Here is a 17,472-nt window from a genome sequence, read left to right on the forward strand (position 1 = left end):
GAGCACGCACGAGCGCGTAGGTCCGACCTCGCGAACACCTTACAAACTAGCGTCGGTAGTTTTTGGTGGCCAGGGCCGGCGCGGATCAGATGATGCCGAAAAGCATCCCTGCCGCGAGGACGACGAGAGAGGTCAGAGCAGCCCATTTCACGGTGAAACGGGTGTGGTCGCCGAACTCGACCTTGGCCATCCCGACGAGGACGTAGACGGCCGGAACCAGTGGGCTCGACATGTGCAGCGCCTGGCCGACCAGGGAGGCGCGCGCGATCTCGAGCGAGGAGACTCCGTGGGCGGCGCCGGCCTCCGCGAGGACGGGCAGCACACCGAAGTAGAAGCCGTCGTTGGACATGAAGTAGGTGAGCGGGAGGCTCAGCAGACCGGTGACGAGCGCCATGTGCGGGCCCATGCCCTCGGGGATGGCGCCGACGAGCCAGTCGGCCATGTGCTTGACCATGCCGGTGCCGGTGAGGACGCCCGTGAAGACGGCGGCGGCGAAGACCATGCCGGCGACGTTCAGGACGTTGTCGGCGTGGGCGGCGAGGCGGGCCTTCTGGTCCGGCATGTGGGGGAAGTTCACGGTGAGTGCGAGGGCGGCGCCGAGCAGGAAGAGCACCGGGATGGGCAGCAGCTCCATGATCATCGCGGTGAGGAGCGCGACGGTGAGGCCGGCGTTGAACCAGTAGAGGCGCGGTCGCAGGGTGGCGCGGTGGGGGTCGAGGCCCTGGAAACCGTCCTCGGGCGTCGACGCGGCGGCGCCCGCCCGCGGGACGGGATCCGAGCCGGTGGCTGCGGTGGTGGAGGAGGTGGCGGCGGTGGAGGAGGGCCCGGTGGCTTCGGCATCCGCCTCGGCGTCGGCCGCGGTCGAGCGGGGGGCGGCCGGGACGAGGGAGGTTTCCGCAGTCCCGGGTTCCGCCTGGCCGGGCAGGACCAGCATGCCGACGCGGCGCCGCTCCTTGACGCCGAGGACGTACGCCAGGACGAACACGAAGAGCAGGCCCACCGCGAGGGCCGGGATCATCGGGACGAAGATGTCGGCGGCGTCGAGCTTGAGTGCGGTGGCGGCGCGTGCCGTGGGACCGCCCCAGGGCAGGGTGTTCATGACGCCGTTGGCCGTGGCCGCGACCCCCGTCATGACCACGAGGCTCAGGCCGAGCCGCTTGTACAGCGGATACATGGCCGACACGGTGATCATGAAGGTGGTCGACCCGTCGCCGTCGAGCGAGACGATCGCGGCGAGGACGGCCGTGCCGACCACCACCCGCATCGGGTCCGCCTTGCAGAAGCGCAGGATGCCGCGCACGATCGGGTCGAAGAGGCCGACGTCGATCATCACCCCGAAGTAGACGATGGCGAACATCAGCATGGCGGCGGTCGGTGCGAGCTTGCCGACGCCTTCGATGACGTAGTCGCCGAGGTGCGCGCCCTTGCCTGCGAACACGCAGAAGAGTGCGGGGATGAGGACGAGCGCCGCGATGGGCGACATTTTCTTCATCATGATCAGGACCAGGAAGGTCGCGATCATGGCGAAGCCGAGGAAGGTCAGCATGTGGGGAAGGTAGGTGCCGCTTCCCCGGGCCAACAAGACGTCCACGTGTGAGCAATACGAGCAAAACCCCAGCTCAGGGCAGGGGTGTCAGTTCGACGGGGAACCCGTTGAGCACCGCGGTGCCGGACAGCCGGTCGAGCCGGGTGCCGTCGAGCAGCTGGTTGACGTTCACGCCGGGCACGGCGGAAGCCACCGAGAGCCGGGTCCCGGGACGGTCGTGGCCCCAGCCGTGCGGAAGGCTCACCACACCGGCGCGGACGGCTTCGGTGACCTCGACGGGCACCTCCAGGCTCCCGCCGTCCGCGGTGACCCGGGCCCGTCCCCCGTCGGTGAGACCCAGCCGGCCGGCGTCCCGCGGGTGGACTTGGAGGGTGCAGCGGTTGGAACCTCCGGTGAGGGCCGGGACGTTGTGAGACCAGCTGTTGTTGGACCGCAGATGGCGGCGGCCCACGAGCACCAGGGTGGCGGGGTGGTGGGCGAGGGACTCCCGCAGCCTGGGCAGCTCGGCCGCGATCGGTTCCGGGAGCAGCTCGATCCTGCCGCTGCGGGTCGTCAGCCCGCCCGGGAGCCGGGGCCGCAACGGACCCAGGTCGATGCCGTGCGGGTGCGCGAGGAGTCGCTCCAGGCTGAGCGAGCCTTCGGCATCCGCGCCGAACCGGTCTCCGTACGGCCCGAGTCGCAGCATCAGGTCGAGGCGGCGCTCGGGACCGCTGTCCCCGGTGAGCAGGCCGGCGAGGTCCGCCGGATCCCGCCCGTGCAGCGGGGAGCGGGGATCGGCGGTCTCCTTGGCCAGGGCACCCTGGACGGCCATCTCGTCGACGGCCTCCGGGCCCACCGCACCGGGCATGCCGGAGACGGCGAGGACGAGGCGCGCGTGGATGTCGCACTCGTCGAGACGGCCCGCCTCAAGGGGGACGGCTGAGCGGGTGTAGCGCACCTGGTTGCGGATGGCGAAGCCGTTGAAGGCGAAGTCGTGGTGGGCACTTTGCGAGGGCGGCGGCGGGGGCAGCACCACGTGGGCGTGGCGTGAGGTCTCGTTCAGGTACGGGTCGACCGAGACCATGAAGTCGAGCCCGGCCAGCGCCCGGTCGAGCCGGTCGCCGTCGGGTGCGGACAGGACCGGATTGGCGGCGATGCAGATGAGCGCGCGGAGCTGCCCCTCCCCCGGGGTCTCGATCTCCTCGGCCAGGGCGGCGGTGGGCAGTTCGCTCTTGGCTTCGGGGTGCCCGCTGACCCTGCTGTGCCAGCGACCGAGGCTGAAGCCCTTGCCGGGTCCGGCGGGCCGGGGCCGGGGGCCGGCGGCCGGCAGGGGGAAGAGGACTCCGCCCGGCCGGTCGAGATTGCCGGTGAGGATGTTGAGTACGTCGACCAGCCAGCTGGTCAGGGTGCCGTACTCGACGGTGCAGCTGCCGACCCGCCCGTAGACGGCGGCGGTGGGCGCGGCCGCGAGCTCGCGGGCGAGGGTGCGGATCTCGTCGGCCGGAAGGTCGCAGGCGGGGGCTACGGCCTCAGGAGTGAAACTCCCGAGCGCGTCGGCGAGTTCCCCGAGGCCCTCGGTGTGTTCCTCCAGTTCGCCGGGGGTGGCGAGCTTCTCGGCGAGCAGGGTGTGTGCGAGGGCGGCGAGCAGCAGGGCGTCGCTGCCGGGGCGCGGCGCGAGGTGGCGGTCGGCGAGCGCGGCGGTGCGCGTGCGGCGCGGGTCGACGACGACCAGGGTGCCGCCGCGGCTGCGCAGGGCCTTGAGCCGGCCCGGGAAGTCGGGGGCGGTGCACAGGGAGCCGTTCGACTCGAGCGGGTTGGCGCCCAGGAGCAGCAGGAAGTCGGTCCTGTCGAGATCGGGAACCGCGATGGCGAAGGGGTCGCCGAAGAGCAGCCCGCTGGAGACGTGCTTGGGCATCTGGTCGAGGGTGCTCGCGGTGAACACGTTGCGGGTGCCGAGGGCCTTGAGGAGCAGCGGGGGGTAGAGCGCGCCGGCCATGGTGTGGGAGTTCGGATTGCCGAGGACCACGCCGACCGACAGGGCACCGTGCTCCCGGACGAGCTCGGGGACGGCGGCCGCGATGGCGTCGTAGGCCTCCTCCCAGGTGGCCTCCTGGAGTCGGCCGTCGCGGCGGACCAGGGGGGCCCGCAGCCGGTCGGGGTCCGCGTCGAGCTGGCCGAAGGCGGCGCCCTTGGGGCAGATGAAGCCCTTGCTGAAGACGTCCTCGCGGTCACCTCGGGCCCCGGTGACCGCGGTGCCCTCGATGGTGAGGGTCAGGCCGCAGGTGGCTTCGCAGAGGGGACAGATGCGCAGGGCGGTGCGGGGCATGGGCCCTCCCAGGGCGGCAGGCTGCGGCGCGGATACGCGGGCCCTTCGAGCATACCGACCGGTAGGCACGGAGGGGAGGGTCGTGCGGGAGCAAGTACGGGGGGTGGGCGAGGCGGGCCGGAGAGGGGGGCCGGGGACGGGGGCGTCAGGGTCCGGGGAGGCCGCAGCGGCTCAGTCCAGTACGCGGGCCAGGTAGGCGTGCATCATCGCGCGGGTCTCGGCAACGATGTCCGGATCCCCGGCCGGGTCGGTCCGGAAGGCCAGTTGGATCAGGGCGTCGGTGGCCTCGACGGCGACCAGGACGGCGCGTTCCAGGACGGCGTCGGGCGTCAGGCCGAGGTGCGCGGAGAGCAGTTCGGTCAGACGGGCGGCGACCTGGCGGTTGGGGTCGACGTCCGGACCCTCGGCCGGCGGCGCGGGCACGCCGAAGTCGATGAGCGCGAAGCCGGGGACGCTGCGTTTCATCGCCAGGTACTCGTCCAGTACCGCGTCCACGACGGGCCGCCAGTGGGTGGCCGGGAGCTCGGCGAGCCGCTCCGCGATGCCGTCGGCGTAGCGGTCCAGATTGCGGTGGGCGAGGGCGACGGCCATGGCCCGCTTGTTGCCGAAGAAACGGTAGACGGAACCGATCGGCACGCCGGCGCGCTGCGCGACGGCACGGGTGCTGAGGTTTTCGTACCCGGTCTCGTCCAGCACTTCGGCGCAGGCGTCGAGGATCCGGGCGAGCCGGTCGGCGCTGCGCTGCTGGATCGGCGCGCGGCGCAGGGAGGGGGCGGGAGGCACGGGGTCCATCATGCCGTTCCTCGCTTTCGGGTTCGCCGGGGGCCTCGGTTCAGCCCTCAGTCAGCCCTCAGTTCAGCAGCAGGCTGAGCCCGCCGACGGTGTACGTGATCATCAGCGCGAGCAGCGGCAGTTGGCCGGCCACGGCTTTCGCGGGCGGGAAGAGGCGTACCGAGCGGTCGTGGGCCGCGACGACGCCGAGCACGTGACCGGTGACGACGGCGATGACCTGGAGGGCGGCGAGGGCCCCGGGACCCAGGGGTGGGGCGGCTTCGGAGGCGTTGTCAGTGCCGAGTGCCATGCTTACTGTGCGTGGTCCTTCGACTACAAGAAGGGAGAAGTAGTGGGCGATGAGATAGCCGAGTGCGATCGGCACGAGTGAGTGCGCGAAGGCGGTCAGCGGGCTGGGGTGCGGGCCGCTGACGAGGCGGGTGGCCGCCGCGCAGAGGCAGTACAGGGTGGCGACGAGGGCGATGGCACCGAGCAGTCCGAGGGTGGCCGCGGGGGTGCGGCCGAGGGGGGAGGTCTGTAGGGCGTTGATCCACGAGGGGTTGTCGGAGAAGCCGTCGTAGGCGGTGGAGCCGAGCAGGACGCAGACGGTGGCGACGAGTCCGGGCCGCTCGGGTGTCGCGTCGAGTCCGTGGAAGGGATTACGGAGGACGAGGCGGCCGTCGCTGCGACGGCCGAGGGGGGAAAGCCGGGCCAGGAGGGCGGAGTACGCCTCGAAGGCGTCTCCGTCGTCGAACCAGCGCTCGCCGAAGCGGGCGGCCAGCGCGAGTTGGACGGTGGCGTAGGAGGCGAGGGCGATCAGGAGGGTGGTGGTGGATGCGGGATCAGGAGCGACGAGTTCGAGCCATGTGAAGCCGAACAGCCCGGCGGCGGCCGGCCATTGCCCCAGTCGGGCGGGGAGGGGGCGGCCGGGGCCGCGGCGACGCAGGGCCCGGGAGAGCAGGCGGTACAGGGTGCGGAGCGGGTTGAGCAGGCGCCAAACGGGGCCGAGGAGGAGGGAGGCGGGGACGAGTCCGACCCAGAGGAGGACGTAGACGGCGCCGGGAGCGGGGTTGCGTGCGGGGTCGTCGGGACCGAGGAGGAGGTGGAGCAGAACGGCGAGTGCGGCAGCGAGTCCCAGTCCGCGCAGGGCGGTGCGGGTGGCCGACGCGTCGGCCACCCGCTGAAGGGCGGAGGGCAGGGCGAGCCCCGAGCGGTTTCCGCGGAAGCGGGAGGTGGACCAGAGCAGGCCGAGCGCGAGAAAGGAGACGAACAGAGCGGCGAAGGCACCGGCGAACGCGTAGAAGGGAGAGATGGGCAGATCGTGCTGGGAGCCGATCCCGTGCGCGAGCGCGGTGAGCGGATCGGCCGGGTGAAGGACCACGCCCTGGCCGTGACCGCCAGCGCCGCCGCCCGCGACCGGGCCCGCGCCACCGCCCGCGACCGGGAGGAGACCCGGCCCGACCGGGCTCACCACCGGCCCGCCAACGATGGTGTCCTGCGGTCGTCTTCACCCGGCGGCTCGGGCTCGGGCCCGCGTCCGAGCCGCCGACCCGACGCGGTCGCCGGGATCACGGCGCTGAGCGCGGGGCGGGGCAGGGGCGGGGGTGAAGGCGCGGGCGCGCCCGCTGCATGCGCGGCCGCGGGGGCAGGTGCGGGGCCAGCCTCGTGGCTGGCCGCGGGGGCAGGTGCCGGGGCAGCCGAGGGGCCGTCCGCGGGGACAGGCGCGGCCCCAGCCTCGCGGCCGGCCGCCGGGACGGGTACGGGGCCGGCCTCGCGGGCGGCTGCGGGGGCAGGTGCCGGGTCGGCCGTGGGGGCCGGTGCGGGTGCGGGAGGGGGCGGGGTCATCGGACGAGGAGTTGGGTCAGGACGAGATCGGACTCGTGGGTCTCGACCTCGAAGAGGCCCGTGTGGTCGGCCGTCAGGACCAGGGTGGCCTCCTGGCCTGCGGGCAGGGCGAGTTCCTTGTCGTAGCCGTGGACGTGCAAGGTGTCCGCTTGGTCACTGGTGACGCGCAGGGCGACCCTCTCCCCGCGCCGTAGCTCGGTGCGGGCGGGGGCGGGGCTGACCTTGCCTTCCCGGACGGTGATGGTGACGGTCCGGTCGGCTTCGGGCACCGCCGGGGGCTGTGCCGGGGGTGGCGGCGTGCCGCCGTGGCTGTGGCCGCCGGGTGCGGCCTGGGCGGTGGCGGTGAGCGGGGTCGTGCCCTCGACCGGTTTGCCGGATACCGCCCAGGCGGTGTGGTCGTCCGCGTAGAGGCGGACGGTCAGGGTGTGCGTTCCTTCGGGGACCTGGGCGGCGGGCAGGTGGAACCAGAGGCCGTACAGCCGGGCCAGCTTGCGGCCGTCGAGCTCCAGGTGCGCGTGGCCCGCGCCCGGGAGGGCCGCGCCGCCGGTGCTGTCGGGGGTGAAGCGGAAGTTCCTCACCGTCAGCTGGAGGTTCCAGCCGTCCTCGGAGTCGGGCCGGGCGGTGAGCTGGACCTCCGGCGCGCCCTCGGCCGGGACCTCGCGCAGCCGGTGGCCGGTGCCGTCGGCGGCGGTGAGCAAGGTGCCCACGCTTCCGGTGGCCTGCTCGTGGCTGGTGCCGGGCTTGTGGTGGGTGGTGGCCCGCCCGCCGCAGCCCGTCGCCGCACCGCCCGCGAGGAGCAGCACGAGCGTAAGCAGGGCCGTGGCGCGGGCCGCCCGGCGGGCTGGGCGCGGCCGGCTCGGTGGCCCTGCGCAGGCGTCGCACAGGGCCGGGTCGTCGGTACGGGCCCCGCCGGCACCGCTCATCGCGGGCCTCCCCCGGAGCGCCGGGGCCGCCGGGCGGCCGGCCGAGGCGGTACGGCAGCCGACGCGGGCGGTACGTCGGCCGACGCGAGCGGTACGGCAGCCGACGCGGGCGGTACGTCGGCCGGTCGACGTGCCAGGGTGCGGGTCATGCCGTGCCCTCCGGGGTGGTGGGGGTGGTCGAGGGCTGGGTGGTCGAGGGGTGCGTGGTCGGCGTGCCGAGGGCCGGGGCCGGGGCGGTGGCGGCCGGGGTGCGGTCGTCGCCCGGGGCGTCGGCGGGGTGGGCCGGGGTGGCGGGGCGGGCTGAGGCGATGACGGTCCAGAGGATCCAGATCACGGCGACCAGGGCCCGGAGCCAGGCGGGGCTCAGCGGGGTCCAGGGGATCATCAGGACGGCCTTGTCGAAGGCGTCCAGCAGCGTGAGCCCGCCCAGGAGCAGGGTCAGGCGGGCCAGCCAGGGGCGGGTGGGGCGCAGTGCCACACCCACGCCCGTCCACCACAGGCCGAGGAGGAGGAGAGCGAGCGCGGGGACGGAGGTGGCGGTCAGGGGCATGGTGGAGCCGGCCACGTCCAGGCCCAGGCCCGCCAGGCCCAGGAGCGAGGCCGCCGTGCCCAGGCGCGAACCGCGCAGTCGGCGCCACCACAGCGCCCCGCCGACCAGCAGCAGGACCGCTGCCACGGCCAGCGCGAGCTGGGTCTCCACCCGCTCCAGACCGCGCGCGCCGTACCAGTCGCAGCCCGCGGGGAGTTTGCGCGCCTGGACGTTGTAGTCCGCGCAGACGAAGAGCTGGACCAGCTTGACCGGTTCGCCGACCAGCCGGGCCGAGGCCCCGGAGACGGCGCCGCGGCGCTCACCGCACTGCGGGACCGTGCCCGGGGAGGAGCCGTCGGGGCCGTCCTGCCAGCAGTTGCCGCGCCCCTGGCCGTCCCACCACACGTCCATGCCGTTGGGGCGGGCGGCGCCGGACTTGTCCTTGCCCATGGTGTTCGCGGCGTACCGGTTGTGGTGGGAGGTGTCCGTCTGCTTCGACCACTTCTCCTCACCGCGCATGAAGGCCGGGACCGCGCTGAGGAAGAAGCCCGCGCGCCGGTTCCCGTACACCCAGTTGTTCTCGTAGAGGTTCCAGTTGCCGCCCGCGGTGATGATGCCGGTGCCCGGCGGCATGGAGATCTGCGGGCAGACGACACCGCGTTCGTAGCCGCGCTCGATCGGCGGCTTGGCGCAGGTGCCGTCGGCGACGTGGCGGTAGTAGTCCTGGTTGTTGTCGTGGATCAGGTTCCGCTCGAACTTGGCGTGGTTCTGCGGGAGTCCGGGATGGCCGGGGAAGGCGCTGTCCATCGAGGCGCCGCCCATGTTCTGGTCGAACTCGTTGTCGTGCACCCAGACCGAGTCGCCCGCGGTACCGGAGTAGCCGACCATGTTGTGGTGGCTGCGGCAGCCGGTGATCTCGATGGAGTAGCGGGGGACGTCGTAGCCGCGGCCGTCGTTGATGTCGGAGGCGCTGCCGGGGTAGATGCCGGAGTCGCCGTTCCCGTACGACTCGCAGTTCCTGTAGAGCCCGTGGTCGCTGGCGAAGGTCAGGAAGCCGTACTCGTCGTTCCAGCGGGTCAGGACGTCGTCGATGACGAAGCCGTCGCCCGCCAGCACGTACAGCGAGTTGAAGGTGGTGCGCTGGGCGGTGAAGTTGCGGAAGTAGACGCCGTTGGACCGGTCGGCACGGATGGCGTTCAGCTTCTGGTACTTGGCGTCGATGACGACGTCCGTGCGTGCGGCGCCGGTGCCTTCGATCTGCAGGTTCGTCTTGCCGAGGATCGCGACGAGGTTCTGGTTGTGGCGGCAGGCGACCTGCTGCTCGTAGCTGAGGATCTGGTAGCCGAGGGAGGAGTTCGGGGCCTTCAGTGCGGCGCACTCCTCCGCCGGGGCCCCGAGCGAGGGCTCCTCCTCGTACAGGCCGGGGAGGATCGCGATGCTCATCCCCGGCCGGTCGACGGCGTCGACGGCCTGCTGGAGGTGGCGGTAGCCGCTCTTCTCGCACCGGTCGTACAGGGCGAGGTTGCGCTGCCTGAGCTCCTCCGGGAAGGCGGATATCCGGCGTTCGAAGGCGGGCCGGTCGGTCTTGCAGACGATCAGGTCCGGCTCCGCCCTGCGGTACTCGGGCACGGATCCCGAGCCGTCGGGGAGGGTGACCGGGCGCTCCTCGTGCGCACGGGCGGCGGGCGCGGCGGCGAGGAGGGACACAAGGGCGAGGAGGGCGGCGAGGAGCGCCGCCGGCACGGCAGGAAACCTGCGGGTCCACGACATGCGCGTGAGAGTAGAGCATTGTTCATCTTTTCGGATCCCCCTGCGCACGGGCGAATCGGGAACCGCGTGAACCGGCCACCCGCGGCAGGACACCGTTGACGCGCGGGCCGCGGAATCCTACTGTCGACCATAGGATTCCTTTCGACGGAGCGGGAGCAGCACATGAGCGAGCAGGCCGGCGGCAGCGAGCAGGCCAGGAAGACGGCAGAGGCCCTGGAATACCTCACCGGCTTCGGGAACGAGCACAGCTCCGAGGCCGTCCCCGGCGCCTTGCCGCTCGGCCGGAACTCGCCGCAGCGCGCCCCCCTCGGCCTGTACGCCGAGCAGCTCAGCGGCAGCGCCTTCACCGAGCCCCGCAGCCACAACCGCCGCTCCTGGCTGTACCGGATCCGCCCGTCGGCCGCCCACCCGCCCTTCACCCGGATCGACAACGGGGCCCTGCGCACCGGCCCCTTCACCGAGGCCCCGGCGGACCCGAACCGGCTGCGCTGGAACCCGCTGCCCGACCCGGCCCCCGGCACCGACTTCCTGGCCGGCCTGTGGACCCTCGGCGGCAACGGTGACGCGACCCAGCGCACGGGCATGGCCATCCACCTCTACGCCGCGAACGCGCCCATGACCGACCGGGTGTTCAGCGACTCCGACGGCGAGCTGCTGATCGTCCCCGAGCGCGGCGGGCTGCTGCTGCGCACCGAGCTCGGTCTGCTGGCCGCCCGCCCGGGCGACGTGGCCCTCATCCCGCGCGGCGTCCGCTTCCGCGTGGAGCTGCTGGACTCCGACGCCCGCGGCTACGTCTGCGAGAACTACGGCCAGCCCTTCCAGCTGCCCGACCTCGGCCCGATCGGCGCCAACGGCCTCGCGGCCGCACGGGACTTCCAGGCCCCGGTGGCGGCGTACGAGGCGCCCGAACTGCTCGACCGCCCGACCGAGGTGGTCAACAAGTTCTGCGGCAACCTGTGGTCCGCGACCTACGACCACTCCCCGCTCGACGTGGTGGCCTGGCACGGCAGCCACGTCCCGTACGTCTACGACCTGCGACGTTTCAACGTCCTGGGCTCGATCAGCTACGACCACCCCGATCCGTCGATCTTCACGGTCCTGACCTCGCCCTCCGACACGCCGGGCCTGGCGGGCGTGGACTTCGTCGTCTTCGCCCCGCGCTGGCTGGTCGGTGAGGACACCTTCCGGCCGCCGTACTTCCACCGCAACGTGATGAGCGAGTACATGGGCCTGATCGAGGGCGCCTACGACGCCAAGGCCGAGGGCTTCGTCCCCGGTGGCGGCTCGCTGCACAACATGATGTCCGCGCACGGCCCCGACCACGAGACCTTCGAGCGGGCGAGCGCTGCCGAGCTGAAGCCGCAGAAGATCGACGACGGCCTGGCGTTCATGTTCGAGACCCGCTGGCCGATCACCGCCACCGCCCAGGCGGCCGGCGCGGATCACCTCCAGCGCGGCTATGACGACGTGTGGCAGGGTCTGCAGCGCCACTTCCGCGCCTGACCGGCACTGCATACGCTGCATGCGCCGCCGTCACCCCTGTCCAGCCGTTCGGAGATCCACCCGTGACCGCCTTCGCCCCCGACTCGCTGGTGCTGAACCGGAAGCTGCCCCTCTGGTATCAGGTGTCGCAGTCACTGCGCGCCTCGATACTCGGGCGCACTCCGGACGCCTCGCTGCGCCTGCCCACCGAGGAGCGGCTCGCCGAGCACTACGGGGTGAGCGTGCTGACCATGCGGCAGGCGCTCAAGGAGCTGGAGGGCGAGGGACTGATCAGCCGGCACCGGCGGCGCGGCACGTTCATCGAGCCCGGGGCGCTGCGCAGCACCCCGGTGCGGCTGCTGGGCTCGGTCGACGCGATCGTGGCCCAGCAGTCGGGTGACCGTACGAAGATTCTCGGCCACGGGCGCACGGCTGTGTCCGGGGAGCTGCTGGAGCACTTCCCGGACACGGCGGAGGTGGTCGCCTACCGCCGGCTGCGGTACGACCGCGAGAGCGGCGAGCCGACCAACTGGGTGGAGAACGCGGTGCTCCCGCAGCTCGCGGAGGCGGTGGACCTGGCCGATCTCGAACGCTGGCCGATGACCAAGGTGCTGCGGGACGTCGTGGGCGTGCGCATCAGCCGGATCACGGACACGGTGGAGGCGCGGCTCGCCGACCCGGAGACGGCCGAGCTGCTCCAGGTCCCGCTGCTCAGCCCGATCCTGCACTACACGGGCGTGACGTACGACGAGGACGGCCGGGTGGTGGACGTTGCGCGGATCCGCTACCGCGGCGACCGGTTCTCCTTCACCGTGACGGTCGACGCGCACTGACCGGAGAAGAAAACGGCGTCACTTCTTCTGCTCGTCCTCCTTGGTGCGCTCACCCTCCGCCTGGGACGGCGTGGTCCGCATCGTCTGGGGGTGGCGCTCCTTGCGCTGCTTGTCGTCCATGTCCTCGTCGAGGCGCTCGCCCTCGGCCTGCGACGGGGTCGAGTATTCGTCGTACTGGCTCATGACCCACTCCTCGGTCGGACCGCGTGGATGCGTACATGTGAGTACATGTGCGTACATAAGGAGCCTAGCGCTTCGGCCTGGACGCGGCCCGGCCGTCGGGTGCCGTCGCTACCATCGGCGGCGTGAGCGACGACGTACCGCTGCTGGACGATCTGATGCCCTGGTCCGTGGGCGGCCTGCGCCTGGGCCGGGACTGGGTGGCCGCGCCCGATCCGGCCGCCCTGCGCGCCCGCTGGGCCGCTCTGACCGGCTCCGAAGGAGCCGAGCGGGAACGCCTGTTCCGCCCCAGCCGTAGGCGCACGCCCGCCGCCGGGGCGGCCGCGCTGCCGGGCCAGCGCTCGGCGTCCACGGCCCGTTTCGCCGACGCGCCCGGGCCCTGCCCCGAGCCCGTGCGGGTGCTCCGCGAGCCCTTCGACGAGCAGTGGCTCCTGCCGGACCAGCGGCTCATCGACACGGCCCGCCCGGAGCTCTGGCGGGTCCGCGACGAGCACCAGCTGTTCACCGTCGAGACCCCGGAGCTGCTGGTCACCGCCCACCTCCCGGCCGGCCGGCTCGGCCGAATCAGGCCGCTGCACCGGCGCCCCGGCGGCGCGGAGCCGAATCTCGCCCCCGGTCTGCTGGACCTGCTGGGCGAGCGCTACGGCGGCTGGGCCACCCCCGAGGAGCTCCTGTGCTGGATCCTCGCGGCCGGCCGCCCGGGGCCGCGCGGGTACGAGGTCCCGCTCGCGGCCGACCCCGAGCGCTGGCGGGCCGGGCTGCGGCTCGGGCACCGGCTGCTCGCCGTCCAGCTGCGCGGGGCCCGCGGTGAGCCGCCGCGGCTGCCCGGCGGGCGCCGCCCGTACGTCCGCTCGACGGTCGGGGCCTGGCCGGACGGGCTCGCGTACGACGCGGACAGCGAGACCCTGCGCCTCGGGAGCGGGACGGTGTCGCCCGTGCCGCAGGGGGCCTGGGAGTACGAGGCGCAGGGCGTACGGGTGCTGGAGGCCTGGTTCGCCGCGCGCACCGCGCACCGCGGCCCTGACGCCGACGGGCTGGAGGCGCTGGGTCCCGCCGAGTGGCCGCAGAGCTGGACCTCGGAACTGCTCGCCCTGGTGACCACCCTGGCCCTGCTGGCCGATCTGGCCCCGGAGCGGGCCGCGTTCGAGCCCGGCCCGGGCCTGGCTGCCGGGGAGCTGCGCGCGGCCGGGGTGCTGCCGCCACCGGCCCGGGCCCGGCGCCCGGCCTCGGTGCTGGACCACCAGGAGGAGGGGCCGGGCGGGCAGTTCGCCCTGCTCTGAGCGGCGCTAGGCCCTGTCGTCAAAGTCCCGCCTGGCCCCACTTTGACGACAGGACCTAGGAGGTCGGGTCCGAAGCCGGTCCCGAAGCCGGATCCGACCCCGCGCCGGCGCCCGCCCCCGGATCCCACGCCCCCAGCAGCCGCGTCAGCGTGCGGTCGAACACCGCGGCCATGTCCAGCCCGGCGCCCGGGACCGGGCCGCCGCCCGTGAGGGCCGCCGCCAGCCGCGGGTACTGCCCGGTGGCCAGGCAGGAGCCGAGCCAGGCCGTCCGTACGGCCTGCTCCTGCTCCTCGCTCCAGGGCAGCGACCGGGCGCGCTCGGCCAGCGCGAGCTCGCCCGTCACATAGGTCGCGACGGTGCCGTTGACGGCGGCCACGAGTTCCAGCTTCTCGGCGTCCGGGACCTCCAGCGGCGTCAGGCAGTCCAGACTGTGCTCCAGGTAGCGCAGGGCGTTGGGGCTGAAGCCGTAGAGGGGGCTCAGCAGGCCCGGCAGCCAGGGGTGGCGGTGCATCAGCGCGCGCGTCTGGCGTGCCAGTGCCAGCATGTCGGCCCGCCAGTCGCCGCTCGGCCGGGCGAAGTCGTACTCCCCGCTGACGGCGTCGACCATCAGCTCGTACAGGTCCTCCTTGCGCGGCACGTAGTTGTAGAGGGACATCGTCCCGGCGCCGATCCCGGACGCCACCCGGCGCATGGAGACGGCCTCGATCCCCAGGGCGTCGGCGACCCGCACCGCCTCGGCGGCGATCGACTCGCGGCTGTGCGCGGGCCTGGGTCCGCGCCCGGTCCGCTGGGGGCGGGACCAGATCACTTCGGGTTCAGCGGGTCGACCGCCGGCTGTCATCGCTCAGATCACCTCGTCGTCTCGCCCCCATCTTAGTTACGTACACCGTACGTAATGCGGTAAGGTCCCACGCATGACCACTACGTACGCTGTACTTAGTGAGGGTCTGGAGAAGAACTACGGGGAGGTCCACGCCCTGCGCGGCCTCGACCTCGCCGTCCCCGAGGGCACGGTCTGCGGCCTCCTCGGCCCCAACGGCGCGGGCAAGACCACCGCCGTCCGGATCCTCACCACCCTCACCGCTCCCACCGGCGGCCGCGCCCTCGTCGCCGGCCACGACATCACCCGCGACCCCGGCGCCGTCCGCCGCGCCATCGGGGTCACCGGCCAGTACGCCTCCGTCGACGGGGAGCTGACGGGCCGCGAGAACCTCAGGCTGTTCGCCCGGCTCGCCGGACTGCGCGGCTCCGCGGGCCGGGCCCGCGCCGACGGGCTGCTGGAGCGCTTCGGCCTCGGCGAGGCCGCCGACCGGGTGGCCGGCACCTGGTCCGGCGGGATGAAGCGGCGCCTGGACCTGGCGGCGGGGCTGATCACCCGGCCCCGGGTGCTGTTCCTCGACGAGCCCACCACCGGCCTGGATCCCGCGGCGCGCGAGCAGATCTGGACGGCGGTACGGGCGCTGGCCGACGAGGGCACCACCGTCCTGCTCACCACCCAGTACCTGGAGGAGGCCGACCGGCTCGCCGGCGACATCGTGGTCGTCGACCGCGGCCGCGCCGCCGCCACCGGCACCCCGGCCGAGCTGAAGGCCCTGATCGGCGCCTACGCGGAGGTCGCCGTCACGGCCCGCGAGGCCCTCGCGGGCGCCGCCGGGGTCCTGGACCAGCTGACCGGCGGGCGCCCGGTGCTCGACGAGGAGCGGCTGACGGTCGGGGTCAGCGTCCTCGACTCCGGGCTCACGCTGCCCCGGATCATCCGGGAACTCGACACCGCCGGGGTCCCCGTCACGGACGCGAGCCTGCGCCCGCCCACCCTCGACGAGGTCTTCCTGCGCCTCACCCAGCCTGCCGGGCGGGCCGGGGACACCGGGCGGACCGGGGACACCGGGCAGGCCGGGCACCACGAGGAGTACGCCGCATGAGCACCCTGCTGTACGACGGCGGAGCCGTCCTCGTCCGCCAGCTGCACAAGGCCCGGCACGCCCCGGCCTTGCTGATCCTCACGCAGACCATGCCGATCACCATGCTGCTGTTCTTCGGCTACGTGTTCGGCAGCGCGCTGGCCATGCCGGGCGCCGAGTACCGCGAGTTCCTGGTTCCCGGGCTGCTCGCCGCCACGGCCGCCAACGGGCTGATGGCGGGCATGTTCACGGCTGCGCAGGACGCCCACCGCGGGGTGACGGACCGCTTCCGGACGCTGCCCATGAGCCGCACCGCCGTCCCGCTCGGGCAGACGGCGGCCGACCTGCTCACCACGGGTCTGTCGATGGTGCCGCTGATGCTGGTGGGGCTCGCGATGGGCTGGCGGTGCGAGAACGGACTCCCGGGCGCGGTCGGGGCGTGGGGCGTGCTGCTGCTGTTCCGCTTCGCCACCGCGTGGGCGGGCACCTACCTGGGCCTGCTGAGCAGGAGCGAGGAGGCGGCGGGCCAGCTCGGCGGCGCCACCTTCGTCCTGCCGATGCTGTCCAGCGCCTACCTGCCGACCGCCGGGCTGCCCGGGGGCCTGCGCGCGGTCGCCGAGTGGAACCCGATCAGCGCGGTCGCCACGGCGGTGCGCGCCCTGTGCGGCAACGCCGGCGGCGAGGCGGTGGCGGGCGGGGCGTGGCCCGTCGCCCACCCGGTGGCCGGGGCGCTGCTCTGGTCGCTCGCCCTGCTGGCGGTCTTCGTGCCGCTGGCCACGCGCCGGTTCGCACGCGGCCGGGACTGAGGGAACGCCCCCGCCGGGGGGTGCGGCCGGCGCCCGTCGTCACGGGCGGGGTGACAGGACCCCGCCCGACCGGGTAGGCAGGGGCCCATGGCTACCGAACCGCTCCCCCTGGACGGCATCACCGTCGTCGCCGTCGAACAGGCCGTCTCGGCCCCCTTCGCCACCCGCCAGCTCGCCGACCTCGGCGCCCGGGTGATCAAGGTCGAGCGCCCCGACGGCGGCGACTTCGCGCGCGCCTACGACACCGCCGCGCGCGGCCTCGCCTCCCACTTCGTCTGGGCCAACCGCGGCAAGGAGTCGATCGCGCTCGACCTGAAGGACCCGCGCGGCCGGGAGGTCCTGCACCAACTGCTGGCGGGCGCCGACGTCTTCGTGCAGAACCTCGCGCAGGGAGCCGCCGCCCGGCTCGGACTCGACTCGGCCGCGCTGTGCGCGCGTTACCCGCGGCTGGTCGCCGTGGACGTCTCGGGCTACGGCGCCGAGGGCCCGTACGCCCACAAGCGGGCCTACGACATGCTCGTGCAGTGCGAGGCGGGGCTGGTCTCGGTGACCGGCACTCCGGAGCAGCCGGTGAAGGCGGGCATTCCGGCGGCGGACATCGCGGCGGCCATGTACGCCTTCTCCGGGGTGCTCGCCGCCCTGCTGCGCCGCGGGGTGACCGGCCGCGGGGGCAGGGTGGAGGTGTCCATGCTGGACGCGCTCGCCGAGTGGATGGGGCATCCCCTGCACCACACGATGCACGGCGGGGAGCAGCCGGTGCGCACCGGCCTCGCGCACGCGGTGATCGCGCCCTACGACGCCTATCCGACGGCCGACGGGGACCGCGTGCTGCTGTCGGTGCAGAACGACCGCGAGTGGCGGCGGCTCGCCGGACAGGTGCTGGAACGGCCCGAGTTGGCCGAGGATCCGGACTACGCGACGAACACGGCGCGCACCCGCAACCGGGAGAAGACGGACGCGGTGGTGGCGCAGGCACTGGGCCGGCTGGGCGCCGACGAGGCGGTGGCGCGACTGGAGGCGGCGGGCATCGCCTGCGCGCGCCTGAACTCCGTCGCCCAACTGGCCGGGCATCCGCAGCTGGCGGCCCGGGACCGCTGGCGGGAGGTGGGATCACCGGCCGGTCCGCTGCGGGCCCTGCTGCCGCCGATCGGGCTGCCGGGCGGCGCGGCACCGCACATGGGTGCGGTGCCCGCGCTGGGTGAGCACACCGATTCCCTCCTGCGCGCCCTGGGGATGGCGGGCGCGCAGATCTCGGAACTGCGCCGGGACGGTGTGATCGCTTAGGGCCGGGAAGCCGCGGC

Annotated in this window: 14 protein-coding genes; 6 read left to right on the forward strand and 8 right to left on the reverse strand. The window is 73.5% G+C overall.

Annotated features, from left to right (window positions below):
- Nucleotides 1-85: 85 nt before the first annotated feature.
- From AC07DU_RS15605 to AC07DU_RS15630, 6 genes are all read right to left on the reverse strand, one after another.
- Nucleotides 86-1,546 (reverse strand): CitMHS family transporter, encoded by a 1,461-nt coding sequence (locus tag AC07DU_RS15605; RefSeq protein WP_479031721.1) that lies wholly within the window; start codon nt 1,544-1,546, stop codon nt 86-88.
- A 73-nt stretch (nt 1,547-1,619) separates the two neighbouring features.
- Nucleotides 1,620-3,851 (reverse strand): molybdopterin oxidoreductase family protein, encoded by a 2,232-nt coding sequence (locus AC07DU_RS15610; RefSeq protein WP_479111789.1) that lies wholly within the window; start codon nt 3,849-3,851, stop codon nt 1,620-1,622.
- A 171-nt stretch (nt 3,852-4,022) separates the two neighbouring features.
- Nucleotides 4,023-4,643: a TetR/AcrR family transcriptional regulator gene (locus tag AC07DU_RS15615; RefSeq protein WP_360887995.1), complete on the reverse strand. Its 621-nt coding sequence runs from the start codon at nt 4,641-4,643 to the stop codon at nt 4,023-4,025.
- A gap of 58 nt (nt 4,644-4,701) precedes the next feature.
- Nucleotides 4,702-6,003, reverse strand: a complete 1,302-nt coding sequence (locus AC07DU_RS15620; protein WP_479111880.1) for a hypothetical protein — start codon at nt 6,001-6,003, stop codon at nt 4,702-4,704.
- Between the two features lie 460 nt (nt 6,004-6,463).
- On the reverse strand, nt 6,464-7,390 hold the full coding sequence (locus tag AC07DU_RS15625) for a cupredoxin domain-containing protein (protein WP_479111791.1): 927 nt from the start codon (nt 7,388-7,390) through the stop codon (nt 6,464-6,466).
- A 145-nt stretch (nt 7,391-7,535) separates the two neighbouring features.
- Nucleotides 7,536-9,689, reverse strand: coding sequence for a right-handed parallel beta-helix repeat-containing protein (locus tag AC07DU_RS15630; RefSeq protein WP_479111793.1), 2,154 nt, complete (start codon nt 9,687-9,689; stop codon nt 7,536-7,538).
- Nucleotides 9,690-9,851: 162 nt separating this feature from the next.
- On the opposite strand from AC07DU_RS15630, the gene hmgA reads away from it, so the two are divergent.
- The gene (gene hmgA, locus AC07DU_RS15635; protein ID WP_360887784.1) at nt 9,852-11,192 is read left to right on the forward strand and encodes a homogentisate 1,2-dioxygenase; all 1,341 of its coding nucleotides are present in this window, start codon (nt 9,852-9,854) and stop codon (nt 11,190-11,192) included.
- Nucleotides 11,193-11,254: 62 nt separating this feature from the next.
- On the forward strand, nt 11,255-12,004 hold the full coding sequence (locus AC07DU_RS15640) for a GntR family transcriptional regulator (protein ID WP_360887787.1): 750 nt from the start codon (nt 11,255-11,257) through the stop codon (nt 12,002-12,004).
- 18 nt (nt 12,005-12,022) lie between these two features.
- Here the strand turns inward: AC07DU_RS15640 and AC07DU_RS15645 are convergent, their stop codons facing one another.
- Nucleotides 12,023-12,187, reverse strand: a complete 165-nt coding sequence (locus AC07DU_RS15645; protein WP_360887790.1) for a hypothetical protein — start codon at nt 12,185-12,187, stop codon at nt 12,023-12,025.
- Between the two features lie 155 nt (nt 12,188-12,342).
- On the opposite strand from AC07DU_RS15645, the gene AC07DU_RS15650 reads away from it, so the two are divergent.
- Nucleotides 12,343-13,464 carry a type ISP restriction/modification enzyme gene (locus AC07DU_RS15650; protein ID WP_479031908.1) on the forward strand — a complete coding sequence of 374 codons (1,122 nt, stop codon included), beginning with the start codon at nt 12,343-12,345 and terminating at the stop codon, nt 13,462-13,464.
- 55 nt (nt 13,465-13,519) lie between these two features.
- Here the strand turns inward: AC07DU_RS15650 and AC07DU_RS15655 are convergent, their stop codons facing one another.
- Complete coding sequence (locus AC07DU_RS15655; protein WP_479111795.1) at nt 13,520-14,305, reverse strand: TetR/AcrR family transcriptional regulator; 786 nt, start codon at nt 14,303-14,305, stop codon at nt 13,520-13,522.
- A gap of 73 nt (nt 14,306-14,378) precedes the next feature.
- On the opposite strand from AC07DU_RS15655, the gene AC07DU_RS15660 reads away from it, so the two are divergent.
- The 3 genes from AC07DU_RS15660 to AC07DU_RS15670 all read left to right on the forward strand — a co-directional run bounded on the left by AC07DU_RS15660 (nt 14,379) and on the right by AC07DU_RS15670 (nt 17,455).
- Nucleotides 14,379-15,386, forward strand: coding sequence for an ATP-binding cassette domain-containing protein (locus AC07DU_RS15660; protein ID WP_479111797.1), 1,008 nt, complete (start codon nt 14,379-14,381; stop codon nt 15,384-15,386).
- Nucleotides 15,383-16,171, forward strand: coding sequence for an ABC transporter permease (locus AC07DU_RS15665; RefSeq protein WP_479031745.1), 789 nt, complete (start codon nt 15,383-15,385; stop codon nt 16,169-16,171). Before AC07DU_RS15660 ends, AC07DU_RS15665 begins: the two co-directional genes overlap by 4 nt.
- An 87-nt stretch (nt 16,172-16,258) precedes the next feature.
- Nucleotides 16,259-17,455 carry a CaiB/BaiF CoA transferase family protein gene (locus tag AC07DU_RS15670; RefSeq protein ID WP_479031748.1) on the forward strand — a complete coding sequence of 399 codons (1,197 nt, stop codon included), beginning with the start codon at nt 16,259-16,261 and terminating at the stop codon, nt 17,453-17,455.
- Nucleotides 17,456-17,472 lie beyond the last annotated feature (17 nt).

Source organism: Streptomyces sp. NPDC045695 (assembly GCF_056432025.1).